A 24,600-nucleotide genomic window follows, 5' to 3' on the forward strand; every position below is an offset into this window, starting at 1 on the left:
AAAGGTTCGGATTGTCTTTGTAACAGCGTATTCTAAAAAAGTGCACGTATTCGACCAGTTAATTCTGGTATAAATTCTAGTCGAAATTGTTACAAAGCATATTTAACAGCAGCTTATCTGCTCATTTCATCACATAAATCATTATTAATCCTGTCTGTTACACTGTGTGGTACGTATTGTGCGCAAGACAGTTAACCGGCAGGCAGCAAAGGCTTTACCATGAAAACGCCCCTGATCACCCGCGAAGGGTACGAAAAGCTCAAAAAAGAGATGGATTACCTCTGGCGCGAAGAGCGTCCTGAAGTAACCAAAAAGGTGACCTGGGCGGCAAGCCTGGGCGATCGCAGCGAAAACGCTGACTACCAGTACAACAAAAAGCGGCTGCGCGAAATTGACCGCCGGGTTCGCTATCTGACGAAGTGCCTCGAGAATCTCAAAATTGTCGATTACTCCCCGCAGCAGGAGGGCAAAGTGTTCTTCGGCGCGTGGGTGGAGATTGAAAACGACGACGGTGACACCCTGCGTTTTCGCATTGTCGGCTACGATGAAATTTTTGGTCGTAAGGATTACATCTCCATCGACTCCCCGATGGCCCGCGCGCTGCTGAAAAAGGAAGTGGGCGATCTGGCCGTCGTTCAGACCCCTGCCGGTGAAGCCAGCTGGTACGTCAATGAGATCGTCTACGTAAAATAGTCCGAGAGCGCCCTCCCCGGCTGGCATTTTGCCGTGTCAGCCCGTATAACTATCCCCTGATTTTTTCGACTCAACAGATGATAAAGCCATGATGAAAGATTCGCTCTGCCGCATTATTGCGGGTGATATTCAGGCCAGAGCCGAACAGGTAGAAGCTGCCGTTCGCCTGCTTGATGAAGGGAACACCGTGCCGTTTATTGCACGCTATCGTAAGGAAGTCACCGGCGGTCTGGATGACACGCAGCTGCGTAACCTGGAGACCCGTCTGGGCTATCTGCGCGAGCTGGAAGAACGTCGTCAGGCGATTCTCAAATCCATCGGCGAACAGGGCAAGCTGACCAGCGAGCTTGAAAGCGCCATCAACGGCACCCTGAGCAAAACCGAACTCGAAGATCTCTATCTGCCGTACAAACCGAAGCGCCGCACGCGCGGGCAGATTGCGATTGAAGCGGGTCTTGAGCCGCTGGCCGACCTGCTGTGGAACGAGCCGTCCCACGACCCGGAAACCGAAGCCGCCAAATTTATCGACGCCGACAAAGGCGTAGCGGACACCAAGGCCGCCCTCGACGGCGCACGCTACATTCTGATGGAGCGCTTCGCCGAAGACGCCGCCCTGCTCGCTAAAGTGCGTGATTACCTGTGGAAGAATGCCCACATCGTCTCTACCGTCGTCGCGGGTAAAGAGGAAGAAGGCGCGAAATTCCGCGACTACTTCGATCACCACGAACCGATTTCTACCGCCCCTTCACACCGCGCGCTGGCGATGTTCCGCGGCCGCAACGAAGGCGTGCTCCAGCTCTCCCTGAACGCCGACCCGCAGTTCGACGAGCCGCCGAAAGAGAGCCACTGCGAGCAGATCATTATCGACCATCTCGGCCTGCGCCTGAACAACGCCCCGGCGGACAGCTGGCGCAAAGGCGTGGTGAGCTGGACCTGGCGCATCAAGGTGCTGATGCACCTTGAAACCGAGCTGATGGGCACCGTGCGCGAGCGCGCCGAAGATGAAGCGATTAACGTCTTCGCCCGTAACCTGCACGACCTGCTGATGGCCGCCCCTGCCGGCCTGCGTGCGACTATGGGGCTCGATCCGGGTCTGCGTACCGGCGTGAAGGTCGCTGTGGTTGACGGCACCGGCAAGCTGGTGGCGACCGATACCATTTATCCGCACACCGGCCAGGCAGCCAAAGCGGCCGTCGTGGTGGCGGCGCTGTGTGAAAAATACAACGTGGAGCTGGTTGCCATCGGCAACGGTACGGCATCCCGCGAAACCGAACGTTTCTACCTCGACGTGCAGAAGCAGTTCCCGAAAGTGACGGCACAGAAAGTGATCGTCAGCGAGGCCGGGGCATCCGTCTATTCCGCATCCGAGCTGGCGGCCCAGGAGTTCCCTGACCTGGACGTTTCCCTGCGCGGTGCGGTCTCTATCGCACGCCGCCTGCAGGATCCGCTGGCGGAGCTGGTGAAGATCGACCCGAAATCTATCGGCGTGGGCCAGTATCAGCACGACGTGAGCCAGACTCAGCTGGCGCGTAAGCTGGATGCGGTGGTGGAAGACTGCGTAAACGCCGTCGGCGTTGACCTGAACACCGCCTCCGTTCCCCTGCTGACCCGCGTGGCGGGCTTAACCCGCATGATGGCCCAGAACATCGTCGCCTGGCGTGATGAGAACGGTCAGTTCCAGAACCGTCAGCAGCTGCTGAAGGTTAGCCGTCTGGGGCCAAAAGCCTTTGAGCAGTGCGCGGGCTTCCTGCGCATCAACCACGGCGATAACCCGCTGGATGCCTCCACCGTTCACCCGGAAGCGTACCCGGTTGTGGAGCGTATTCTGGCCGCCACCCAGCAGGCGCTGAAAGACCTGATGGGCGACAACAGCGCCCTGCGCAACCTGAAAGCCGTTGATTTCACCGATGACAAATTTGGTGTTCCAACCGTCACCGACATCATCAAAGAGCTGGAAAAGCCGGGCCGCGATCCGCGCCCTGAGTTCAAAACGGCGACCTTTGCCGACGGCGTGGAAACCATGAACGACCTGCTGCCCGGCATGGTGCTGGAAGGCGCGGTGACCAACGTCACCAACTTTGGCGCGTTTGTGGATATCGGCGTGCATCAGGACGGTCTGGTGCATATCTCATCCCTCGCCGACAAGTTCGTTGAAGACCCGCACACCGTGGTCAAAGCGGGCGACATCGTGAAGGTCAAAGTGCTGGAAGTGGATCTGCAGCGTAAGCGTATCGCCCTGACCATGCGTCTGGACGAGCAGCCTGGCGACACCAACGCGCGCCGTGGCGGAAACGGCGGTGGCCGCGAGCAGCAGCGTCCGGCCGCGAAAGCGGCAAAACCCCGCGGACGTGACGCTCAGCCTGCAGGCAACAGCGCGATGATGGATGCGCTGGCGGCAGCGATGGGTAAGAAACGCTAAGGTTGTCAATGCCCCTCACCCTAACCCTCTCCCCGGAAGGGAGAGGGGAGCGCGCGGTGCGGTCTTTTCCCCACGTCCTCATGGGTGGGGGGAATAAAATCATATCGAAATATATGAAACCGATTGCATAGCCATATTTAAACCACGAATTATCACCCCGTTAACAAATACTCCCCTTTTCGTTTTCCAGGCAATTCAGCAAATATTGAGCCAGGTCAAACAGGCCGTAAATTAATACCGTAAACAACATTCCGTCACAGTTTTAATATTGCTGATAAAAACTATTCTCATTATCATCCCATAGTAGATAATTTAACCTTTCGTGGAATCAGGCGTTATGCAATTCACTCCAGACAGTGCATGGAAGATTACCGGTTTTACCCGCGAAATTAGCCCGGCCTATCGGCAAAAGCTGCTGTCGCTGGGCATGCTGCCCGGCTCGTCATTCCAGGTCGTGCGCGTGGCGCCGCTGGGCGATCCGGTTCATATCGAAACCCGCCGCGTAAATCTGGTGCTGCGTAAGAAAGACCTCGCGTTAATAGAAGTCGAAGCCTTATCCCGATAACAAGCCAGCGGTTTCAGTGAGTCTAAAAAAATGAAAAAGTTAACTATTGGCTTAATTGGCAATCCTAATTCCGGCAAGACCACCCTTTTTAACCAGCTGACCGGAGCCCGCCAGCGCGTGGGCAACTGGGCGGGCGTGACGGTTGAGCGTAAAGAAGGCCAGTTCACGACAACGGACAGCCAGGTGACGCTGGTTGACCTTCCCGGCACCTACTCCTTAACCACCATTTCGTCGCAAACTTCGCTCGATGAGCAGATTGCCTGCCACTATATTCTTGGCGGCGACGCGGACCTGCTGATCAACGTGGTCGACGCTTCCAATCTCGAACGTAACCTTTATCTGACGCTGCAGCTGCTGGAGCTGGGGATCCCCTGCATCGTGGCGCTCAACATGCTCGACATTGCGGAGAAACAAAAGCTGCGTATCGACGTCGATGCCCTCTCCGCGCGCCTGGGTTGCCCGGTCGTTCCGCTGGTCTCGACGCGCGCTCGCGGTATTGATGCGCTGAAGCTGTCCATTGACCGTCACCAGGGTAATCGCGACATTGAGCTGGTGCATTACGCGCAGCCTCTCCTGCGCGAAGCCAATGTGCTGGCGCAGGAGATGGACAACAGCATGCCTGCAAAACAGCGCCTGTGGCTTGGCCTGCAGATGCTGGAAGGGGATATCTACAGCCGCGCTTACGCCGGACATGCGGCAGATAAGCTGGACGCGACGGTGGCCCGTCTTAGCGACGAGCTGGACGACCCGGCGCTGCACATCGCCGACGCGCGTTACCAGGCCATCGCCTCAATTTGCGACGTTGTCAGCAACGCCCTGACGGCAGAGCCCAGCCGCTTTACGGCGGCGGTGGATAAGGTTGTGCTTAACCGCTTCCTCGGTTTGCCCATCTTCCTGCTGGTGATGTACGTGATGTTCCTGCTCGCCATTAACATCGGCGGCGCACTCCAGCCCATTTTCGACGCCGGTTCCGTCGCGGTCTTCGTACACGGTATTCAGTGGGTGGGTTACACCCTGCACTTCCCGGAATGGTTAACCATCTTCCTCGCGCAGGGGATCGGCGGCGGTATCAACACCGTTCTGCCTCTGGTGCCTCAGATCGGCATGATGTATCTGTTCCTCTCGTTCCTGGAAGATTCCGGCTACATGGCGCGCGCCGCGTTTGTGATGGATCGTCTGATGCAGGCGCTGGGTCTACCGGGTAAATCCTTCGTCCCGCTGATTGTCGGCTTCGGCTGTAACGTACCGTCGGTGATGGGCGCACGCACCCTGGATGCGCCGCGTGAACGTCTGATGACCATCATGATGGCGCCGTTTATGTCCTGCGGTGCCCGTCTGGCAATCTTTGCGGTCTTTGCCGCAGCCTTCTTCGGCCAGCAGGGCGCGCTGGCGGTCTTCTCGCTGTACGTGCTGGGCATCGTGATGGCTATTCTTACCGGTTTAATGCTGAAGCACACCATCATGCGCGGTGAAGCGTCGCCGTTTGTGATGGAGCTACCGGTGTATCACGTGCCGCATCTGAAAAGCCTTGCGATCCAGACCTGGCAGCGCCTGAAGGGCTTTGTGCTGCGCGCCGGTAAGGTGATTGTCATCGTCAGCATTTTCCTGAGCGCGCTGAACAGCTTCACCCTCAGCGGACAGGCGGCAGATAAAATCAACGACTCTGCCCTCGCCTCCGTCAGCCGCGTCATCACGCCGGTCTTCAAGCCGATTGGCGTGCATGAGGATAACTGGCAGGCAACCGTCGGGCTGTTCACCGGAGCGATGGCGAAAGAGGTGGTTGTCGGCACCCTGAACACGCTTTACACCGCCGAGAACATTCAGGAACAGGAATTTAATCCGGCAGAGTTTCATCTCGGTCATGAACTGCTGGGTGCCGTAGAGGAAACCTGGCAGAGCCTGAAAGACACCTTCAGCCTGAGCGTGCTGGCGAACCCTATTGAGGCCAGCAAAGGCGACGGCGAAATGGCGACGGGTGCCATGGGCGTGATGGGCGAGAAATTTGGCAGCGCGTCCGCAGCCTACAGCTACCTCATCTTTGTTCTGCTCTACATTCCGTGCATCTCCGTGATGGGGGCGATTGCCCGCGAGTCCAGCCGCGGCTGGATGGGCTTCTCCATCCTGTGGGGGTTAAACATTGCGTACTCGCTGTCGACGCTCTTTTATCAAACCGGTAACTTCAGCCAGCATCCGCGCTACAGCCTGGTCTGCATTCTCGCGGTTGTGCTGTTTAACGCGATCGTGCTTGGTCTGCTGCGGCGGGCGCGCAGCCGCGTCGACATCGACCTGCTGGCAAACCGTAAAACCGCCGCGACCTGCTGCAGCAGCCCGGCGGGCGACTGTCACTAAGGAGCACACCATGGCATCGTTGATTCAGGTTCGTGACCTGCTGGCACTGCAAGGGCGAATGGAGGCGAAACAGCTGAGCCTCAGCCTGCATACGCCGCAGCCGATGATCGATGCCATGCTGGAAAGACTGGAAGCCATGGGGAAAGCCGTGCGGATTCAGGAAGACGCGGACGGTTGTCTCTCCGGCAGTTGTAAAAGCTGTCCGGAAGGAAAGGCCTGCCTCAGGGAGTGGTGGGCGCTGCGTTAACAAAGCCGGGCATCGCTGCCCGGCTTTATCGTATTACTTGTAGACGTCCGCCGTTGCGCGTACGTTTTTGGTCTGTTTTTCAGCGCTGGTGACGACATAGTACGTTCCGCCCAGCTCATCCGCTTTCTTCGACAGCTCTTTTCTCGCGTCCATCGGCGCGGTGGTGTCAGACGTAGAAATCTCACCAATTTTCGTCAAATTCATGCCGGCAACTTTATCTTTTTCCAGCTCTTTTGCCGCAAAGACGCCAAATGACAGTGACCCAATAACCAGAGAAGTGACAATACCTGTAACAAGTTTCATAGCCTGACTCTCCATAGGATTGTTGTTTTGATTATCGTAGGCAGAACAACCGCAACGACATCAGGAGTATGGTTGCGGTGTGTAACTTTTTCCAGGCTGGATAGAAAATAATCAGTCTAAACGTTGACTTAACGCAATCAGCGCTGAACAAAACTCCGTCGGATGAGAGATAAACGGGGCATGTGCGGCTTTAGCAATGATCTGCGATTCACTGTCCGGCCAGAGCGAATCCAGCAGCGGAACCACTTTGCGCGGCACGATCCCGTCGAGGTAACCATAGATACGCAGGTGCGGCATCGTCAGCGCGGCCAGCGGCTCGCGCAGGTCAACCGTTTTCAGGAGTTCAAGACCGCCGTTTAGCACCTCAACCTCCGGCATCGGCAGCGAAAGCACGGTCTGCTTCAGCGTTCGGGCATCTTTACGCGCGGTGTCAGTGCCCATTGTCTGCAATGCCAGGAACCGCTCTACGGTCCGCTGGAAATCGTCGCTCAGCTGCTGCTGGAAGCCCGCCAGTACGTCAGGCTTGATCCCCGGCCACTCTTCCTGCGCGCTAAAACAGGGCGATGACGCCACCGTCACCAGCGCTTTTACGCGGTCAGGCCGCGACAGCGCAATCTGGCTCGCCACCAGCCCGCCCAGGCTCCAGCCCAGCCAGACCGCGTTTTGCGGCGCAGCGTCCAGAACCTGCTGCGCCATCTCATCAAGCGACAACGCGCCATACCCGCGGCTGCGGCCAAAGCCGGGTAAATCCACCAGATGCAGTGTGAAATGCGAGGCAAGTTCCTCACGTATGCAATGCCATATCTCCGCGTTCAGGCCCCATCCGTGCAGCAGCACAAGATGGCAATTTCCTGTCCCTACGGTCTGCCACCACAGCGTCTTCATCAGTTACTGTTCTCTTTTTTCACATGGAGGTTGCACATGCTAACAGTACCCGGCTTGTGCTGGCTATGCCAAATGCCGCTGGCGCTCAGCGGGTGGGGTGTCTGCTCCGTCTGTACGCGAGCGCTGGAATGGCGTATCGGGATCTGTCCACAATGTGGTTTACCGGCCACAAACCCCTCGTTGCCCTGTGGCCGCTGCCTGAAAAAATCCCCGCCGTGGAGCGCGCTGGTGGCCGTGGATGATTATGTCCCCCCGCTGAGCAGACTGGTTCATGCGCTGAAGTTTTCCGGGCAGAGCTCGCTGGCACAGCCCCTTGCCCGCCTGCTATTGCTGGCGGTTTTGCAGGCGCGACGTCAGCGGGCTCTGGCGAAAATCGACATGGTGGTGAATGTCCCTTTATACCGACGTCGGCACTGGCGGCGCGGCTATAACCAGAGTGACCTGCTCTGCCGTCCCCTCGCGCGGTGGCTCGGCTGTCGGTACGAGGCCCGCGCGCTGACGCGTGTTCATGCCACCGCCATCCAGCATCAACTCAGCGCCCGGCTTCGCAAAAGAAACCTCAAAAATGCCTTTCGCCTTGAATTGCCGGTCGACGGTCTCCATATCGCGATTGTGGATGATGTCGTCACCACGGGCAGTACCGTTGCTGAACTTTCCCGACTGCTTTTGCGAAGCGGCGCCGCGTCGGTTCAGGTATGGTGTCTGTGCCGTACCTTGTAGCCCTTCTTCAATGGGCGTATGATTATACCCAGGTAATTTAGTCAACTATTAGGCCAAAGCTATGATCCGTATTTCCGATTCTGCACAAGCGCACTTTGCCAAACTGCTGGCAAATCAGGAAGAAGGGACGCAGATCCGCGTGTTTGTGATTAATCCAGGCACTCCGAATGCAGAATGTGGTGTTTCTTATTGTCCTCCGGACGCTGTGGAAGCGACTGACACTGCCCTTAAATTTGAACAGCTCACCGCCTACGTTGATGAGCTGAGCGCACCGTATCTTGAAGATGCGGAGATCGACTTCGTCACCGATCAGCTGGGTTCTCAGCTGACCCTGAAAGCGCCGAACGCGAAAATGCGTAAAGTGTCTGACGATGCCCCGCTGATGGAACGCGTTGAGTATCTGCTGCAATCCCAGATCAACCCACAGCTGGCGGGCCACGGCGGTCGTGTTTCCCTGATGGAAATCACCGACGAAGGTTTTGCCATTCTGCAGTTTGGTGGCGGCTGTAACGGCTGTTCCATGGTCGATGTAACGCTGAAAGAAGGGATCGAGAAGCAGCTGCTGAACGAGTTCCCGGAACTGAAAGGCGTGCGTGACCTGACCGAGCACCAGCGCGGCGAGCACTCTTACTACTGATTCAGTATCCGTCCGTATTGCCCGGTGGCGCCGCGCTTACCGGGCCTACAAAAATAGTGAGGTCTGATGCCCTCACCCCAGCCCTCTCCCTCTATATGTTGACCTGCGTCTCATAATTCAAATTTACCCTCCCAGGGTGATTCTCAATCAAGTCATGTTACCCGTATCATTCTCGTGGGCACTCAGCATCCTTATAACAGCCGACTAAACTTAATGGTTTCGAAGGCATCAGTATGAGTGCCGTTAACACTCTGTTCCCAGTTGGGACAATCGGAATTTGTCGTTGAAACAATGACGTTACCCATAACAATTCAAAGGCCAGGTAAATCATGCCATTAGTCATCGTTGCTATCGGTGTTGTGTTATTACTGCTCTTGATGATCCGCTTCAAGCTGAACGGATTTATCGCTCTGGTTCTGGTGGCACTTGCAGTCGGTCTGATGCAGGGTATGCCGCTGGTTAAAGTTATCAGTTCCATCAAAGCCGGCGTCGGCGGCACGCTCGGCAGCCTGGCGCTGATCATGGGCTTCGGCGCCATGCTCGGCAAAATGCTGGCGGACTGCGGGGGCGCACAGCGTATTGCCACCACCCTGATTGCCAAATTCGGTAAACAGCACATTCAGTGGGCCGTGGTGTTAACCGGTTTTACCGTCGGCTTCGCGCTGTTCTATGAAGTGGGCTTCGTGCTGATGCTGCCGCTGGTGTTCACCATCGCGGCTGCGGCAAACATCCCGCTGCTGTATGTCGGTGTGCCAATGGCTGCGGCGCTGTCCGTGACTCACGGCTTCCTGCCGCCGCACCCGGGCCCAACCGCTATCGCAACCATTTTCCACGCGGATATGGGTAAAACCCTGCTGTTCGGTACGATTCTGGCGATCCCAACGGTGATTCTGGCTGGCCCGGTTTACGCCCGCTTCCTGAAAGGCATTGATAAGCCGATTCCGGAAGGTCTGTACAGCGCCAAAACCTTCACCGAAGAAGAGATGCCTGGTTTTGGCGTCAGCGTCTGGACCTCTCTGGTACCGGTGATCCTGATGGCGATGCGCGCCGTGGCGGAGATGATCCTGCCGAAAGGTCATCCGTTCCTGTCCGTTGCGGAATTCCTGGGTGACCCGGTGATGGCAACGCTGATTGCCGTGCTGATCGCGATGTTCACTTTCGGCCTGAACCGCGGCCGTTCTATGGATCAGATCAACGACACGCTGACCTCTTCCATCAAAATCATTGCCATGATGCTTCTGATCATCGGCGGTGGCGGTGCGTTCAAGCAGGTTCTGGTCGACAGCGGCGTGGACAAATACATCGCTGCCATGATGCATGAAACCAACGTATCGCCGCTCCTGATGGCCTGGTCTATTGCCGCGGTTCTGCGTATTGCGCTGGGTTCTGCAACCGTTGCGGCGATCACCGCGGGCGGTATCGTTGCCCCGCTGATTGCGACAACGGGCGTAAGCCCTGAGCTGATGGTTATCGCCGTCGGTTCCGGTAGCGTGATTTTCTCTCACGTTAACGACCCTGGCTTCTGGCTGTTCAAGGAGTACTTCAACCTGACGATCGGTGAAACCATCAAATCCTGGTCCGCGCTGGAAACCATTATTTCGGTGTGTGGTCTGGTCGGGGTGCTGCTGTTGAATATGGTGGTTTGATGTAAAAAAGCCGGGTGGCGCTACGCTTACCCGGCAATAAAAAACCCGCCACTGGCGGGTTTTTTTATCACTTCTTCGCGGCCGCTTTTCGCCGCTTGTCCAAATCCTTAATCAGCTTGTTCACCCCGTCATCGGCAAACATCTTCTCAAGCGTTGTGGACAGCTTGCGACGCCAGTTCTTGTACTGATAGCTGGTGCCTGGAATGTTCACCGGCTCCGCCATATCAATCCAGTCTTCCGGCTGCAGGCCCAGCAGGGCGCTGTTGCTGTCGGCAATATAGCGCTGCAGGCCACGATTGAGGGTAGCGGTCATCGACATCAACGACGCCTTATGTCCGGCACGTTTCGGCAGACAGCCCTGCTTGTGAAGCGCATCCAGCAGCCCCTGTTTCGAGAGCTCGCGATCCTGATACAGGCCGCGCAGAACCTCTTCATCAGGATACAGCCCCAGCGTTTTGCCGAGCGTCAGGTCGCCGCTTTCCCAATAGCCACGAAGCGTAGGAAGGTCATGCGTCGTCGCGACTGCCATTGACTGTTCAGGGTACGCTTTCGGCGCGCGGAAGGTTTTCTCATGGTCGTTTTCAAAATAGAGCACTTTATAGGAGTAGACGCCGCTGTCGCGGAGCTTGCTGACAATTTCCACCGGCACGGTACCGAGATCTTCACCGATCACCATGCACTGATGGCGCTTACTTTCCAGCGCCAGGATCGACAGCAGATCGTCAACCGGGTACTGCACGTACGCCCCGTGATCGGCGGTTTCACCGTACGGGATCCACCACAGGCGCAGCACGGACATCACGTGGTCGATACGCAGCGCGCCGCAGTTCTGCATGTTCGCGCGCAGCAGGTCGATGAACGGCTCGTAGGCACGCGCCGCCATGACGTGCGGATCCATCGGCGGCAACCCCCAGTTCTGGCCGAGCGGGCCAAGGATATCCGGCGGCGCGCCGACGGAGGCTTTCAGACAGTAAAGCTCGCGGTCGCACCAGGTTTCCGCGCCGCCTTCCGCCACGCCCACGGCCAGGTCGCGATAAAGGCCGATCGGCATCTTATAGCCCTGGCTCACCTGCCAGCAGGCGGCAAACTGGCTGTACGCCAGCCACTGCAGCCACAGGTAGAAGTCCACTTCATCGGCATATTTTTCACAGAACGCTTTCACTTCAGGCGTGTCGACGGACTGATAGGCGTCAGGCCAGACCGGCCAGCCCCAGCGCATTTCGTCCTCTTTCACCTGATACGCGTGCAGCGCATCAAACGCCGCCTGCCAGTACAGGCTCTCGCCCTCCTGCGTCACAAACTGGCGGAACGCGGCCATCTGCTCGTCATCGCGCTGCGAAAAGCCTTTCCACGCCAGACGCAGCGCGGCCATTTTCAGCGCCGTGACGGTGGAATAGTCCACCCAGTCTGCGTCGCGCGCCTGCTTCAGCGCCTGCTGCGTGGTGCTGAGTTTCCACCACGCCTGCGCCTCTTTGCTATTTTTGAAGTCATCTAACGCGTTAACGTCGATATAAATCACGTTCAGCCAGCGACGGGACGACGGGCTATACGGGCTGGCGCTCTCCGGGTTGGCCGGATAGAGCGCGTGGATCGGGTTGAGGCCAATAAACGCGCCGCCGCGCTCGCCCACGGAAGCCAGCATCTTTTTCAGATCGCCAAAATCACCGATGCCCCAGTTGCTGTCGGAGCGCAGGGTGTAGAGCTGCACGCAGGCGCCCCACAGCTTTTTGCCTTCGAGCAGCGCCTGCGGCTCGTAGCAGCGTTTTGGCGCGACGATCACCCGGCAGTGGAAACGCAGGTCATCCTGGGTGAGCGTGAGGGTGTGATACCCCTCCGGCAGCTTCGCCGGAAGGTTTAACGTTTTGCCGCCGGTGGCGTGGCCTTTGTGCTGATGCCCCTCTTCGGTGGTGAGCAGCCAGCTAAACTCGCCGCGCCCCTCCACCGCCAGCGGCATCTTTTTGCCTGCGGTGAACACCTTCACGTTCGGCACCGGCGCAACCGACGCTTTCGCGTCGGCTTTGTGCATGGCGTCCAGCAAACGTCTTTTGGTGTCGGCGCCAATAGACTGCGGTTTGCCGTGCGCATTTATGTAACTGAGGCTGATCCCCGCCGCCTGCGCGGCGCTGTCCAGACGTTTACTCTCCATCGCGCTTCCTTAGCGTTTTGCCTGCCAGATACGGGCCTGATAATCACGGATTGAACGGTCAGAGCTGAACATACCGCAGCGGGCAGTATTCAGAATGCACGCGCGGGTCCACGCCTCCTGGTCACGATACATCACGTCGACCTGCTTTTGCGCTTCTACATAGGCCGTGAAGTCCGCCATCACCAGATACGGGTCACCGCCGTGTTTGTCCATGCTGTGCAGCATCTGGTCAAACGCGTGCTTGTCGCCGTCGCTGTATTTACCGCTTTCCAGCTCCTTCAGCACCGCGTCGAGCACTTTGTCTTTCTTACGCCATTTCACCGGGTCATAGCCTTTGGCCTTGATGGCTTTCACCTCTTCCACGGTATGGCCGAAGATGAAGATATTCTCTTCACCCACCTTCTCGGCGATTTCGACGTTGGCCCCGTCGAGCGTACCGACGGTCAGCGCGCCGTTCAGCGCCAGCTTCATGTTGCCGGTACCGGACGCCTCTTTCCCTGCGGTAGAGATCTGCTCGGAAATATCCGCCGCCGGGATCAGCATTTCAGCCGCCGAGACGCAGTAGTCCGGCAGGAACACCACCTTCAGCTTGTCGCCCACCTTCGGATCGCTGTTGATCGCCGCCGCCACTTTATTGATGGCGAGGATAATGTTTTTCGCCAGGTAGTAGCCCGGCGCCGCTTTCGCACCGAACAGGAACACGCGCGGCACGCGGTCAGCCTGCGGGTTCTCGCGGATCTCTTTGTACAGCGCCAGAATGTGCAGCAGGTTCAGGTGCTGACGTTTGTACTCGTGCAGACGTTTAATCTGGATATCGAAAATGGCGTTCGGGTTGATCTCAATGCCGGTACGCACTTTCACAAACTCCGCCAGGCGAACCTTGTTCTCCAGCTTGATCGCCCGGTACTGCTCGCGGAATTTCGCGTCGTCAGCGTATTTTTCCAGGTTGATGAGCTGGTCCAGATCGTTGGCCCACTCTTTCTTCAGGGTCTTATCCAGCAGACCGGCCAGCAGCGGGTTGCACTGCTTGATCCAGCGACGCGGCGTGATGCCGTTGGTCACGTTGTGGAATTTGGTCGGCCACAGCTGGTGGTATTCCGGGAAGAGATCTTTGACCACCAGATCCGAGTGCAGCGCCGCCACGCCGTTCACCGCAAAGCCGCTAACCACGCACATGTTCGCCATGCGCACCTGCTTGTCGTGAACCACCGCCAGCTTCGCCCAGACCGCTTTGTTGCCCGGCCAGGTTTTAGCCACCAGGGTTTTAAACTGGTCGTTAATCTTGTTGATGATCTGCATGTGGCGCGGCAGCAGCGTTTTCACCAGCTTCTCATCCCAGCACTCGAGCGCCTCTGGCATCAGAGTGTGGTTGGTGTAGGCAAAGGTACGGCTGGTGATGGCCCAGGCGTCGTCCCAGCTCAGCTGATGCTCGTCGATCAGCACGCGCAGCAGTTCCGGGATGGCAATCGTCGGGTGCGTATCGTTGAGCTGAATCACTTCGAAGTCCGGCAGCTGCGCCAGCTTGCGGCCCGCCAGGTGATGGCGACGCAGAATGTCCGCCACGGAGCATGCGCACTGGAAGTACTGCTGCATCAGGCGCAGCTTTTTACCGGCCAGGTGGTTGTCGTTCGGGTAGAGGACTTTGGTCAGCTTCTCGGCGTCGATGCCCTGCTGCTCGGCGCGCAGGAAATCGCCGTCGTTAAATTTGGTCAGGTTAAACGGATGCGCGTGCTTCGCCTGCCACAGACGCAGCGGCTGCGCCACGCCGTTACGGTAGCCGAGCACCGGCAGATCCCAGGCTTCACCGGTAATGGTGAACGCCGGTTCCCAGAGCCCCTGCTTTGTCACTTTCCCACCAATGCCGACCTGCACATCCAGCTGCGCGTTGTGGCGGAACCACGGATAGGTATTGCGATGCCAGTCGTCCGGCGCTTCCATCTGATGGCCATCGGCAAACGACTGACGGAACAGGCCGTACTGGTAGTTCAGACCATAGCCGATCGCCGATTGGCCGACGGTCGCCATAGAGTCAAGGAAACAGGCTGCCAGACGTCCCAGGCCGCCGTTGCCCAGCGCCGGGTCAGTCTCTTCTTCCAGCAGGTCGGTCAGGTTAATGTCGTGTTCTTTCAGCACATCGCCGACGTCCTGATACCAGCCCAGGTTCAGCAGGTTGTTGCCGGTCAGGCGGCCAATCAGGAATTCCATCGAGATATAGTTCACGTGACGCTGGCCTTTAACAGGCTTCGCCACCGGTTGAGCATCCAGCTGCTCTGCGAGCGCACCGCTCACGGCCTGCCACCACTGGTGAGGCGTCATCTCGTTTGCAGCATGAAGGCCAAAACGCTGCCACTGACGCGTCAGGGCAGCCTGGAATTGAGCTTTGTTGAAGGTAGGCTGTGACATAGGGGATCGGCATCCTTTAGAAAGAAAACACAAGTTGGCGCTAGTGTGCCTGGCTCATTTCCCCTCTTCCTCCTCCTGTGGGGGATTAGACAGGGAGGAGTAGCGGGGATGAGCATAAAAGTGTGATCGTGGCCACTCTCAGAGCATAGTTCGAGTGTGCCCGGAAGATAAAAAAGTAACCGGGGAGAATGTCAAAGAAATGAAATGCAGTTTCGGGTGAAATTAATCCGTTCTGAAATGATTACTTACGTAGAATAATAATTTAGTCATCGGGTTACATCTCCGGAGACTATTACTCTCACTCAACTTTACCCGCACTTTATTAAATTTGACGTCACTATACCTTTCTGAAACCAGTTTCAGCGCAGCGGTAACGAATCCAGACAAGCCAGTAGTGACGCGGCGTTAAGCCCCTTTCGAGAAAGTTCCAACATTTGCCTGAATGTTTTGTGACAGAGTGCAAATTCAGAACCACAAAACCCAGACATAACTTGCAATAGTTCTCTTTCTGTTCGACCTTATATCCTATTAATTACGAAGCGCAAAAAAAATAAAATCTCTCGTTCCCCACAGTGAAGTGAAACCTATGTTGATTCCGTCTAAATTAAGTCGCCCGGTTCGTCTTGACCATACAGTGGTCCGCGAGCGTCTGTTGGCTAAACTTTCCGGCGCGCATAATTTCCGACTGGCGCTGGTTACGAGCCCTGCAGGCTATGGAAAAACAACGCTCATTTCGCAATGGGCCGCGGGTAAAAGCGATCTTGGCTGGTACTCCCTCGACGAGGGCGATAATCAGCAGGAGCGTTTTGCCAGCTATCTGATTGCCGCTATACAGCAAGCCACCCATGGACACTGCGTCGCCAGTGAGGTGATGGTGCAAAAGCGCCAGTACGCCAGCCTGTCCTCCCTTTTCTCTCAGCTGTTTATCGAACTGGCCGAATGGCATCGCCCGCTTTACGTGGTGATTGATGATTACCATCTCATCACTAACCCGGTGATTCATGAATCGATGCGTTTCTTCCTGCGCCATCAGCCGGAAAACCTGACTTTAGTGGTGCTGTCACGCAACCTGCCGCAGCTGGGTATTGCCAACCTGCGCGTGCGCGATCAGCTTCTGGAAGTGGGCAGCCAGCAGCTGGCCTTTACCCACCAGGAAGCGAAACAGTTCTTTGACTGCCGCCTGACATCACCGATTGAGGCCGCCGAGAGCAGCCGTCTGTGTGATGACGTTGCCGGCTGGGCCACGGCGCTGCAGCTTATCGCGCTCTCTGCCCGACAAAACAACAGTCCGGCGCATCAGTCTGCGCGGCGTCTGGCGGGCATCAACGCCAGTCACCTTTCTGACTACCTGGTGGATGAGGTGCTGGACAGCGTCGATCCCTCGACGCGTAATTTCCTGCTGAAAAGCTCGCTGCTACGCTCCATGAACGATGCGCTCATCGTGCGCGTGACGGGCTGTGAAAACGGCCAGCTGCAGCTCGAAGAGATTGAACGTCAGGGCCTTTTCCTGACGCGCATGGACGATCCCGGCGAGTGGTTTAGCTATCACCCGCTGTTTGGCAGCTTCCTGCGCCAGCGCTGTCAGTGGGAACTGGCGGCTGAACTGCCGGAGATCCACCGCGCCGCTGCCGAAAGCTGGATGGCGCAAGGCTTCCCGAGCGAGGCCATCCACCACGCGCTGGCCGCCGGTGATGCCAGCATGCTGCGCGATATCCTCCTCAACCATGCGTGGGGCCTGTTTAACCACAGCGAGCTGACGCTGCTGGAAGAGTCTCTCAAAGCCCTGCCGTGGGAAAGCCTGCTGGAGAACCCGCGTCTGGTGCTGCTGCAGGCCTGGCTGATGCAGAGCCAGCACCGCTACAGCGAAGTGAACACCCTGCTGGCGCGCGCCGAGCAGGAGATGGAAAGCGAAATGGATACCACCCTGCACGGCGAATTTAACGCGCTGCGCGCTCAGGTGGCCATTAACGACGGCGACCCGGACGAAGCTGAACGGCTGGCGATGGTCGCGCTGGACGAGCTGCCGCTGGCTAACTTCTACAGCCGCATCGTGGCGACCTCGGTGCACGGCGAAGTGCTGCACTGCAAGGGCGACCTCACGCGTTCGCTTTCACTGATGCAGCAAACCGAACAGATGGCGCGTCGTCATGATGTCTGGCATTACGCGCTGTGGAGCCTGATCCAACAGAGCGAGATTTTATTCGCGCAGGGGTTCCTGCAGGCCGCTTGGGAAAACCAGGAAAAAGCGTTCCAGCTGATTCGTGAACAGCATCTGGAACAGCTGCCAATGCACGAGTTCCTGTTGCGTATTCGCGCTCAGCTGCTGTGGGCATGGTCACGTCTGGATGAAGCGGAAAGCTGCGCCCGCCAGGGTGTGGATGTCCTTTCCAGCTTCCAGCCTCAGCAGCAGCTGCAGTGCCTGGCGCTGCTGGTGCAGTGCTCGCTGGCGCGCGGCGATCTCGATAACGCCCGCAACCATCTGAACCGCCTGGAGAACCTGCTCGGCAACGGTCAGTATCATAGCGACTGGGTCTCTAACGCCGATAAGGTCCGGGTGATTTACTGGCAGATGACCGGCGATAAAAAATCCGCCGCCAACTGGCTGCGTCAGACGCCAAAACCGGAATTTGCTAACAACCACTTCCTGCAGAGCCAGTGGCGCAACATTGCCCGCGCGCAGATCCTGCTCGGTGAAATAGAGCCCGCAGAGATTGTGCTGGAAGAGCTGAACGAGAACGCGCGCAGCCTGCGTCTGATGAGCGACCTGAACCGCAACCTGCTGCTGCTGAACCAGCTCTACTGGCAGGCGGGTCGTAAAAACGATGCCCAGCGCGTGCTGCTGGAAGCGCTGCAGCTGGCTAACCGCACCGGGTTTATCAGCCACTTTGTGATTGAAGGTGAAGTGATGGCGCAGCAGCTGCGTCAGCTTATTCAGCTCAACACGCTGCCGGAGCTGGACCAGCATCGCGCCCAGCGCATCCTGCGCGAGATTAACCAGCATCATCGGCACAAGTTCGCGCATTTTGATGAGAACTTCGTTGAACGTCTGCTGAACCATCCGGAAGTGCCGGAACTTATCCGCACCAGCCCGCTCACCCAGCGCGAATGGCAGGTTCTGGGGCTGATCTATTCAGGCTACAGCAACGAGCAGATTGCCGGCGAGCTCGCAGTGGCGGCGACCACCATCAAAACGCATATCCGCAATCTGTATCAGAAGCTGGGCGTGGCGCATCGTCAGGATGCGGTGCAGCATGCGCAGCAATTGTTGAAGATGATGGGGTATGGGGTTTAGGTTTGCCTGATGCCCTCACCCCGGCCCTCTCCCACAGGGAGAGGGGGAACGGCTTTTCAACACAACTCTAACTGCAAATTATTATCTTTAATCACCTGCATCACGCCCGCCGGCGGCATCACGTCGGTATAGACCGCATCCACCATGCTGATGCTGCCCATGTTCACCATCGCGTTACGGCCAAACTTGGAATGATCCACCACCAGCATCACGTGGCGTGAGTTTTCAATAATCGCGCGCTTGGTGCGCACCTCGTGATAGTCAAACTCCAGCAGCGAGCCGTCGCTGTCGATGCCGCTGATCCCGAGAATGCCGAAGTCGAGGCGGAACTGAGAGATAAAATCGAGGGTCGCTTCGCCGATAATCCCGCCGTCGCGGCTGCGCAGTTCGCCGCCCGCGAGGATGATGCGGAAGTCGTCTTTCTGCATCAGGGTATTGGCCACGTTCAGGTTGTTGGTGACCACGCGCAGGTTCTCGTGATCCAGCAGCGCATGGGCCACCGCTTCCGGCGTGGTGCCGATATCAATAAACAGCGTCGCCCCGTTCGGGATCTGGCTGGCGACCTTGCGGGCAATGCGCTCTTTCTCTGCCGTCTGCGTGGCTTTACGGTCGTGCCAGGAGGTGTTGACCGAACTGGACGGCAGCGCCGCCCCGCCGTGGTGGCGAAGAATGCGGTTCTGTTCGGCCAGGTCGTTCAGGTCACGACGGATGGTTTGTGGGCTGACGGCAAACTGCTCCACCAGCTCTTCGGTGCTGACGTATCCCTGTTTTTTTACCAGTTCGATAATAGCGTCATGACGTTGTGTTTGTTTCATCAATTATCCCTGAGAATTATGTTCGTTTTCGCGCATGGAGCGTGTCGGCAAACGCCATCGCCAGCCCCACGGCCAGCCCGGCGACGTGTGCACCGTTGGCGATAGACATACCAAACAGATCAAACCATCCGGCAATTAGCCATATTAACGCAAAGGTTATTAATCCGCGCTGCAGATAGATGCCGCTTTCCGGATCGCGCTCCCCGCGAAGCCAGACATAGCCCATCAGGGCATACACGACGCCCGACAGCCCGCCGAACCACGGCCCGCTGAACTTGTGCTGCACATAGCCGCTCAGCAGGGCGCTGATAAGGGTGATAACGATCAGCTTGCCGCTGCCCAGACGCTTTTCAACGGCACCACCGAGATACCACCACCAGAGCAGGTTGAAGAGGATATGCATCACCGAGAAGTGCATCAGCGCGTGGCTAAAATAGCGCCAGACGTCAAACTCAAGAGACGGGTCATAGGGCCAGGCCAGGGCAATCATCACGCTCTGGTCGCCCACCACGTTCATAATAATGAAGACGATAATGCAGGCCGCCATCAGCAGCAGCGTAAACGGGCCCGCGCGTTCGCGGATGGTGGCAAGGAAGGGAAAACGGCTGTAGTGCAGTCCGCTGTCGGTCTGCCCGGACTGCCAGCTGGCCGCCAGATAGCGCGGGTCGCCGGGGTTCTCAAGAAAACGCGCCAGCTCTTCGTTTACGCGCGCGGCCTGTCCCTCGTCGGCCAGCCAGACGTCGGTCTGGTTATGTTGCTGAATGGTCAGAATAACGCCCTGCGTCGCCATATAGTCGACAAACGCCTGGGCGACGCGCGGGTTGGTAAAAGAGGTGATCATCAACATGGGCAGCGGTCGCTTATTTCCACACAAAAGGGGACAGTATAGCGGGATCAGCGCTCAAAAGCGTATTCCACTTCTGCCGGGAAATGACGATGCCAGGCATCGAAGCCGCCGTCGACGCTGTATACCGCGTCGTAGCCCTGCTGAAGCAGATACTGCGCCGCGCCCTTGCTGCTGTTGCCGTGGTAGCACATGACCATCACCGGCGTCTCGAAGTCGTTATCGCGCATAAACGCGCCCAGCGTGTCGTTGGTGAGATGAAACGCGCCCGGCGTGTGGCCCATCGCAAAACTCTGCGGATCGCGGATGTCCACCAGCACCGCTTTTCCCTGGTGCATCTTCTGGTGGGCTTCTTCTACGTTAATACATTCAAACTGATCCATGGTGTTCTCTTTACAGTGGTCAACGACAAGATTTTACCCCGTAGTGTACGTCCTGGCGGCGGGTAAACGCCATTATGTTATCCATATCACTCTAAATTGTTTTTTTGATGTTACCAAAAGCGCGTTCCTTTGCTATTATGAGCGATATCGAACATTTCTGAGCTTTAACGAAAGTGCATGAGGGTGTTATGGAAACCAAAGATCTGATTGTGATAGGCGGTGGCATCAACGGTGCCGGTATTGCGGTCGATGCCGCAGGACGCGGTTTATCCGTACTGATGCTGGAAGCTAACGATCTCGCCTGCGCGACGTCGTCCGCCAGCTCCAAACTGATTCACGGTGGCCTGCGCTACCTGGAACACTACGAATTCCGCCTGGTCAGTGAAGCACTGGCCGAACGTGAAGTGCTGCTGAAAATGGCGCCGCATCTGGCTATCCCGATGCGCTTCCGCCTGCCCCATCGCCCGCATCTGCGTCCGGCGTGGATGATCCGAATTGGTCTGTTTATGTACGATCATCTGGGTAAACGCACCAGCCTCCCGGGTTCGAAAGGTTTGCGTTTTGGCTCAGAATCGGTCCTTAAGCCAGAAATCGTGCGCGGTTTCGAATATTCAGACTGCTGGGTGGACGATGCGCGTCTGGTGCTGGCGAATGCCCAGATGGTCGAGAAGAAAGGTGGCGAGGTGAAAACCCGTACCCGCGCGACCGCTGCCCGTCGTGAAAACGGCCTGTGGATTGTGGAAGCGGAAGACATCGATACCGGCGAGAAATTCAGCTGGAAAGCGCGCGGCCTGGTGAACGCTACTGGCCCGTGGGTGAAGCAGTTCTTCGATGACGGCATGCATCTGCCTTCGCCGTACGGCATTCGCCTGATCAAGGGCAGCCACATTGTGGTGCCGCGCGTGCATACGCAGAAGCAGGCCTACATTCTGCAGAACGAAGACAAGCGCATCGTGTTTGTGATCCCGTGGATGGACGAATTCTCGATCATCGGCACCACCGACGTGGAGTACAAAGGCGATCCGAAGAACGTCGAGATCGACGAGAGCGAAGTGAACTACCTGCTCAAAGTGTATAACGCGCACTTCAGGAAGCAGCTGTCACGCGACGACGTGGTCTGGACCTACTCCGGCGTGCGTCCGCTGTGCGATGACGAGTCTGACTCGCCGCAGGCGATTACCCGCGACTATACGCTCGATATTCACGACGTTGACGGTCAGGCGCCGCTGCTTTCCGTGTTTGGCGGCAAGCTGACCACCTACCGCAAGCTGGCCGAGCACGCGCTGGAAAAACTGGCGCCGTACTACAAAGGCATTGGCCCGGCATGGACCAAAGGCGCGGTACTGCCCGGCGGTGATATCGGCGATAACCGCGATGATTACGCCGCGAAGCTGCGCCGTCGCTTCCCGTTCATCACCGAAGGAATGGCGCGCCACTATGCCCGCACCTACGGCAGCAATACCGAGCTGTTCCTGGGCGATGCGAAGGACATTGCGGATCTGGGCGAGCATTTCGGCCACGAGCTGTACGAAGCCGAGCTGCGTTACCTGGTTGAGCATGAGTGGGTTCGTCGCCTGGATGATGCTATCTGGCGTCGTACCAAAGAAGGGATGTGGCTCAACGCCGAGCAACAGTCTCGCGTGGCGCAGTGGTTACTGCAAAATGCGGGGAAGCGTGAGCTTTCGCTGGCGTCGTAATACGATCGGTGCGGGCTGATGCCCTCACCCTGACCCTCTCCCACAGGGAGAGGGTACAAACACTAAAAACGGCAACCGAGGTTGCCGTTTTGCTTTTATAACCTCACCGGATCAATATGCCAGATCGTCTCGGCATACTCCTTGATGGTCCTGTCGGACGAGAAATAGCCCATATTGGCGATGTTATACATCGCGGCGCTGGTCCACTTCTCCTGCTGGCGATACAGTTCGTCCACCTTATCCTGACAGTCCACGTAGCTGCGATAATCCGCCAGCACCTGGTAGTGATCGCCAAAGTTAATCAGCGAGTCCACCAGATCGCGATAGCGGCTCGGTTCATCAGGGCTAAACACGCCGGTCGCGATCTGCGTCAGCACCTGACGTAACTCTTCATCCTCTTCGTAATATTGACGTGGCGAGTAGCCTTTCCTGCGCAGCGCCTCCACCTCTTCCGTCGTATTACCGAAGATAAAGATATTTTCTTCGCCCACGTGCTCCAGCATCTCGACATTCGCCCCGTCCAGCGTGCCGATGGTCAGCGCGCCGTTAAGGGCAAACTTCATGTTACTGGTGCCGGATGCTTCCGTACCCGCCGTGGAAATCTGCTCAGAGAGATCCGCCGCCGGGATGATCATCTGCGCCAGGCTTACGCTGTAGTTCGGAATGAACACCACCTTCAGCTTGTCGCCAATATCCGGATCCTGGTTAACCACCTTCGCCACATCGTTGATGAGATGAATGATGTGCTTCGCCATGTAGTAGGCGGAGGCCGCCTTACCGGCGAAGATCTTCACGCGCGGCACCCATTCGGCCGTTGGATCGGCCTTGATGCGGTTGTAATGGGTGATTACGTGCAGCACGTTCATCAGCTGACGCTTGTATTCGTGGATGCGTTTGATCTGAACGTCGAACAGCGCTTTCGGGTTTGCCACCACGTTGAGGTGCATCGCCAGCCAGACCGCCAGACGCTTTTTGTTCAGCAGCTTGGCTTCGCGCACGGCTTTGTTCACCGTCGGGAAATCAATGTGCTGTTCCAGCTCGCTCAGCTGGCTCAAATCGGTCCGCCAGGTACGGCCAATATTCTCATCCAGCACCTCAGAGAGCGGCTGGTTGGCCAGCGCCAGCCAGCGGCGCGGCGTGACGCCGTTGGTCACGTTGCAGAACCGCGTCGGGAAGATCTTCGCGAAGTCCGCAAACAGCGACTGCACCATCAGGTTCGAGTGGAGCTCGGACACGCCGTTGACCTTGTGGCTGATGACGACCGCCAGCCAGGCCATACGCACGCGGCGACCGTTTGACTCATCAATGATGGACGCGCGGCTCAGCAGCCCGGTATCGTTCGGGTACTGCTCCTGCAGCGTCTTCAGGAAGTAGTCGTTAATCTCAAAGATGATCTGCAGATGGCGCGGCAGGATTTTGCCGAGCATGTCCACCGGCCACGTTTCCAGCGCTTCGCTCATCAGCGTGTGGTTGGTGTAGGAGAACACCTGACAGGTCACTTCAAACGCGTCATCCCAGCTGAACTTATGCTCGTCAATCAGCAGGCGCATCAGCTCCGGAATGGAAAGCACCGGGTGGGTGTCGTTAAGGTGAATCGCCGTTTTCTCCGCCAGGTTGGCGTAGGTTTTGTGCAGCTGATGGTGGCGGCTGAGGATATCCTGAATCGTCGAAGAGACGAGGAAATATTCCTGACGCAGGCGCAGCTCGCGGCCGGAGTAGGTCGAGTCATCCGGATACAGCACGCGGGACACGTTCTCGGAGTGGTTTTTATCTTCCACCGCCGCAAAGTAGTCACCCTGGTTGAATTTACCGAGGTTAATTTCGCTACTGGCCTGAGCGCTCCACAGGCGCAGCGTGTTGGTGGCATCGGTGTCATAGCCGGGGATTATCTGGTCGTAGGCCACGGCCAGGATCTCTTCCGTTTCTACCCAGCGGGATTTTTTGCCTTCCTGCTGGATACGTCCGCCAAAGCGCACCTTGTAGCGCGTATTGTGGCGCTTAAACTCCCACGGGTTGCCGTACTCCAGCCAGTAGTCCGGCGACTCTTTCTGGCGCCCGTCGACGATGTTCTGTTTGAACATACCGTAGTCGTAGCGAATACCGTAGCCGCGGCCCGGCAGCGCCAGCGTTGCCAGCGAGTCGAGGAAGCAGGCGGCGAGACGCCCCAGGCCGCCGTTGCCGAGGCCCGGGTCGTTCTCTTCGTCGATCAGTTCTTCTAAATCTAACCCCATCTCTTCCAGGGCGGTTTTGACGTCGTCATAAATACCGAGCGACAACAGCGCGTTGGAAAGCGTGCGGCCAATCAAAAATTCCATCGACAGGTAGTAAACCTGACGCGTTTCCTGCGAGAGCTGGGCGCGGTTTGAGCGCAGCCAGCGTTCAACTAAGCGGTCACGCACCGCAAACAGGGTGGCGTTCAGCCACTCGTGCTTGTTGGCTATAACCGGATCTTTCCCGATGGTGAACATCAGCTTGTAGGCGATGGAGTGCTTTAACGCCTCAACGCTGAGCGTGGGTGAAGAGTAGCTAAATGGAGCGTTCATATCAGTAACTTCG

Annotated in this window: 18 protein-coding genes; 10 read left to right on the forward strand and 8 right to left on the reverse strand. The window is 57.5% G+C overall.

Features of this window, described 5'->3' with window-relative positions; all coding sequences use genetic code 11:
• Window positions 1–219: 219 nt before the first annotated feature.
• The 5 genes from greB to feoC all read left to right on the forward strand — a co-directional run bounded on the left by greB (window position 220) and on the right by feoC (window position 6,273).
• Window positions 220–693, forward strand: coding sequence for a transcription elongation factor GreB (gene greB / locus DFO52_RS19460; protein ID WP_014885539.1), 474 nt, complete (start codon window positions 220–222; stop codon window positions 691–693).
• Between the two features lie 88 nt (window positions 694–781).
• Complete coding sequence (locus tag DFO52_RS19465) at window positions 782–3,112, forward strand: Tex family protein (protein ID WP_029740485.1); 2,331 nt, start codon at window positions 782–784, stop codon at window positions 3,110–3,112.
• 337 nt (window positions 3,113–3,449) lie between these two features.
• Window positions 3,450–3,677: a ferrous iron transporter A gene (feoA, locus tag DFO52_RS19470; RefSeq protein WP_008503050.1), complete on the forward strand. Its 228-nt coding sequence runs from the start codon at window positions 3,450–3,452 to the stop codon at window positions 3,675–3,677.
• A 30-nt stretch (window positions 3,678–3,707) separates the two neighbouring features.
• Window positions 3,708–6,026, forward strand: a complete 2,319-nt coding sequence (gene feoB / locus DFO52_RS19475; protein WP_133551023.1) for a Fe(2+) transporter permease subunit FeoB — start codon at window positions 3,708–3,710, stop codon at window positions 6,024–6,026.
• A gap of 10 nt (window positions 6,027–6,036) precedes the next feature.
• Window positions 6,037–6,273, forward strand: a complete 237-nt coding sequence (gene feoC / locus DFO52_RS19480; protein ID WP_024907906.1) for a [Fe-S]-dependent transcriptional repressor FeoC — start codon at window positions 6,037–6,039, stop codon at window positions 6,271–6,273.
• A 33-nt stretch (window positions 6,274–6,306) separates the two neighbouring features.
• Here the strand turns inward: feoC and DFO52_RS19485 are convergent, their stop codons facing one another.
• On the reverse strand, window positions 6,307–6,576 hold the full coding sequence (locus DFO52_RS19485) for a YdgH/BhsA/McbA-like domain containing protein (protein WP_023309499.1): 270 nt from the start codon (window positions 6,574–6,576) through the stop codon (window positions 6,307–6,309).
• Window positions 6,577–6,687: 111 nt separating this feature from the next.
• On the reverse strand, window positions 6,688–7,461 hold the full coding sequence (gene bioH, locus DFO52_RS19490) for a pimeloyl-ACP methyl ester esterase BioH (protein WP_133551024.1): 774 nt from the start codon (window positions 7,459–7,461) through the stop codon (window positions 6,688–6,690).
• A gap of 36 nt (window positions 7,462–7,497) precedes the next feature.
• Between bioH and gntX the strand changes: the two genes are divergently transcribed.
• The 3 genes from gntX (at window position 7,498) to gntT (ending at window position 10,464) form a co-directional block, all read left to right on the forward strand.
• Entirely contained in the window at window positions 7,498–8,181 is a 684-nt protein-coding gene (gene gntX, locus DFO52_RS19495) for a DNA utilization protein GntX (protein ID WP_133551025.1), read from the forward strand.
• A 61-nt stretch (window positions 8,182–8,242) separates the two neighbouring features.
• The gene (gene nfuA / locus DFO52_RS19500) at window positions 8,243–8,818 is read left to right on the forward strand and encodes a Fe-S biogenesis protein NfuA (protein WP_008503055.1); all 576 of its coding nucleotides are present in this window, start codon (window positions 8,243–8,245) and stop codon (window positions 8,816–8,818) included.
• Window positions 8,819–9,147: 329 nt separating this feature from the next.
• Window positions 9,148–10,464, forward strand: a complete 1,317-nt coding sequence (gene gntT / locus DFO52_RS19505) for a gluconate transporter (protein ID WP_029742207.1) — start codon at window positions 9,148–9,150, stop codon at window positions 10,462–10,464.
• Between the two features lie 67 nt (window positions 10,465–10,531).
• Here the strand turns inward: gntT and malQ are convergent, their stop codons facing one another.
• The gene (malQ, locus tag DFO52_RS19510; protein ID WP_038417785.1) at window positions 10,532–12,610 is read right to left on the reverse strand and encodes a 4-alpha-glucanotransferase; all 2,079 of its coding nucleotides are present in this window, start codon (window positions 12,608–12,610) and stop codon (window positions 10,532–10,534) included.
• 9 nt (window positions 12,611–12,619) lie between these two features.
• On the reverse strand, window positions 12,620–15,013 hold the full coding sequence (malP, locus tag DFO52_RS19515; RefSeq protein WP_029742189.1) for a maltodextrin phosphorylase: 2,394 nt from the start codon (window positions 15,011–15,013) through the stop codon (window positions 12,620–12,622).
• Window positions 15,014–15,599: 586 nt separating this feature from the next.
• On the opposite strand from malP, the gene malT reads away from it, so the two are divergent.
• Complete coding sequence (gene malT / locus DFO52_RS19520; RefSeq protein WP_133551026.1) at window positions 15,600–18,305, forward strand: HTH-type transcriptional regulator MalT; 2,706 nt, start codon at window positions 15,600–15,602, stop codon at window positions 18,303–18,305.
• A 56-nt stretch (window positions 18,306–18,361) separates the two neighbouring features.
• On the opposite strand, the gene DFO52_RS19525 is transcribed toward malT, so the two are convergent.
• Genes DFO52_RS19525 through glpE form a run of 3 tightly spaced genes read right to left on the reverse strand, consistent with a single transcriptional unit; the run spans window position 18,362 to window position 20,347 of the window.
• Window positions 18,362–19,120, reverse strand: a complete 759-nt coding sequence (locus DFO52_RS19525; protein WP_133551027.1) for a DeoR/GlpR family transcriptional regulator — start codon at window positions 19,118–19,120, stop codon at window positions 18,362–18,364.
• Window positions 19,121–19,136: 16 nt separating this feature from the next.
• A complete protein-coding gene (glpG, locus tag DFO52_RS19530; RefSeq protein WP_133551028.1) occupies window positions 19,137–19,967 on the reverse strand; it encodes a rhomboid family intramembrane serine protease GlpG in 831 nt (276 codons plus the stop codon).
• 47 nt (window positions 19,968–20,014) lie between these two features.
• Window positions 20,015–20,347, reverse strand: coding sequence for a thiosulfate sulfurtransferase GlpE (glpE, locus tag DFO52_RS19535; RefSeq protein ID WP_006177908.1), 333 nt, complete (start codon window positions 20,345–20,347; stop codon window positions 20,015–20,017).
• A 188-nt stretch (window positions 20,348–20,535) separates the two neighbouring features.
• Here glpE and glpD point away from each other — a divergent pair, with 188 nt between their 5' ends.
• The gene (gene glpD / locus DFO52_RS19540; RefSeq protein ID WP_029740649.1) at window positions 20,536–22,044 is read left to right on the forward strand and encodes a glycerol-3-phosphate dehydrogenase; all 1,509 of its coding nucleotides are present in this window, start codon (window positions 20,536–20,538) and stop codon (window positions 22,042–22,044) included.
• A 95-nt stretch (window positions 22,045–22,139) separates the two neighbouring features.
• Here the strand turns inward: glpD and glgP are convergent, their stop codons facing one another.
• Entirely contained in the window at window positions 22,140–24,587 is a 2,448-nt protein-coding gene (gene glgP, locus DFO52_RS19545) for a glycogen phosphorylase (protein WP_029740650.1), read from the reverse strand.
• Window positions 24,588–24,600: the final 13 nt, after the last annotated feature.

It is taken from the genome of Enterobacter sp. AG326 (genome assembly GCF_004362415.1).
GTDB classification, from domain to species: Bacteria; Pseudomonadota; Gammaproteobacteria; order Enterobacterales; family Enterobacteriaceae; genus Enterobacter; species Enterobacter asburiae.

Coding starts and splice junctions, on each gene's coding strand:
- feoB (WP_133551023.1), top strand. CDS start 3,708: ATGAAAAAGTTAACTATTGGCTTAATTGGCAATCCTAATTCCGGCAAG.
- glpD (WP_029740649.1), top strand. CDS start 20,536: ATGGAAACCAAAGATCTGATTGTGATAGGCGGTGGCATCAACGGTGCC.
- glgP (WP_029740650.1), bottom strand. CDS start 24,587: ATGAACGCTCCATTTAGCTACTCTTCACCCACGCTCAGCGTTGAGGCG.
- glpG (WP_133551028.1), bottom strand. CDS start 19,967: ATGTTGATGATCACCTCTTTTACCAACCCGCGCGTCGCCCAGGCGTTT.
- malQ (WP_038417785.1), bottom strand. CDS start 12,610: ATGGAGAGTAAACGTCTGGACAGCGCCGCGCAGGCGGCGGGGATCAGC.
- DFO52_RS19525 (WP_133551027.1), bottom strand. CDS start 19,120: ATGAAACAAACACAACGTCATGACGCTATTATCGAACTGGTAAAAAAA.
- greB (WP_014885539.1), top strand. CDS start 220: ATGAAAACGCCCCTGATCACCCGCGAAGGGTACGAAAAGCTCAAAAAA.
- DFO52_RS19485 (WP_023309499.1), bottom strand. CDS start 6,576: ATGAAACTTGTTACAGGTATTGTCACTTCTCTGGTTATTGGGTCACTG.
- malT (WP_133551026.1), top strand. CDS start 15,600: ATGTTGATTCCGTCTAAATTAAGTCGCCCGGTTCGTCTTGACCATACA.
- gntT (WP_029742207.1), top strand. CDS start 9,148: ATGCCATTAGTCATCGTTGCTATCGGTGTTGTGTTATTACTGCTCTTG.
- malP (WP_029742189.1), bottom strand. CDS start 15,013: ATGTCACAGCCTACCTTCAACAAAGCTCAATTCCAGGCTGCCCTGACG.
- feoC (WP_024907906.1), top strand. CDS start 6,037: ATGGCATCGTTGATTCAGGTTCGTGACCTGCTGGCACTGCAAGGGCGA.
- nfuA (WP_008503055.1), top strand. CDS start 8,243: ATGATCCGTATTTCCGATTCTGCACAAGCGCACTTTGCCAAACTGCTG.
- bioH (WP_133551024.1), bottom strand. CDS start 7,461: ATGAAGACGCTGTGGTGGCAGACCGTAGGGACAGGAAATTGCCATCTT.
- feoA (WP_008503050.1), top strand. CDS start 3,450: ATGCAATTCACTCCAGACAGTGCATGGAAGATTACCGGTTTTACCCGC.
- gntX (WP_133551025.1), top strand. CDS start 7,498: ATGCTAACAGTACCCGGCTTGTGCTGGCTATGCCAAATGCCGCTGGCG.
- DFO52_RS19465 (WP_029740485.1), top strand. CDS start 782: ATGATGAAAGATTCGCTCTGCCGCATTATTGCGGGTGATATTCAGGCC.
- glpE (WP_006177908.1), bottom strand. CDS start 20,347: ATGGATCAGTTTGAATGTATTAACGTAGAAGAAGCCCACCAGAAGATG.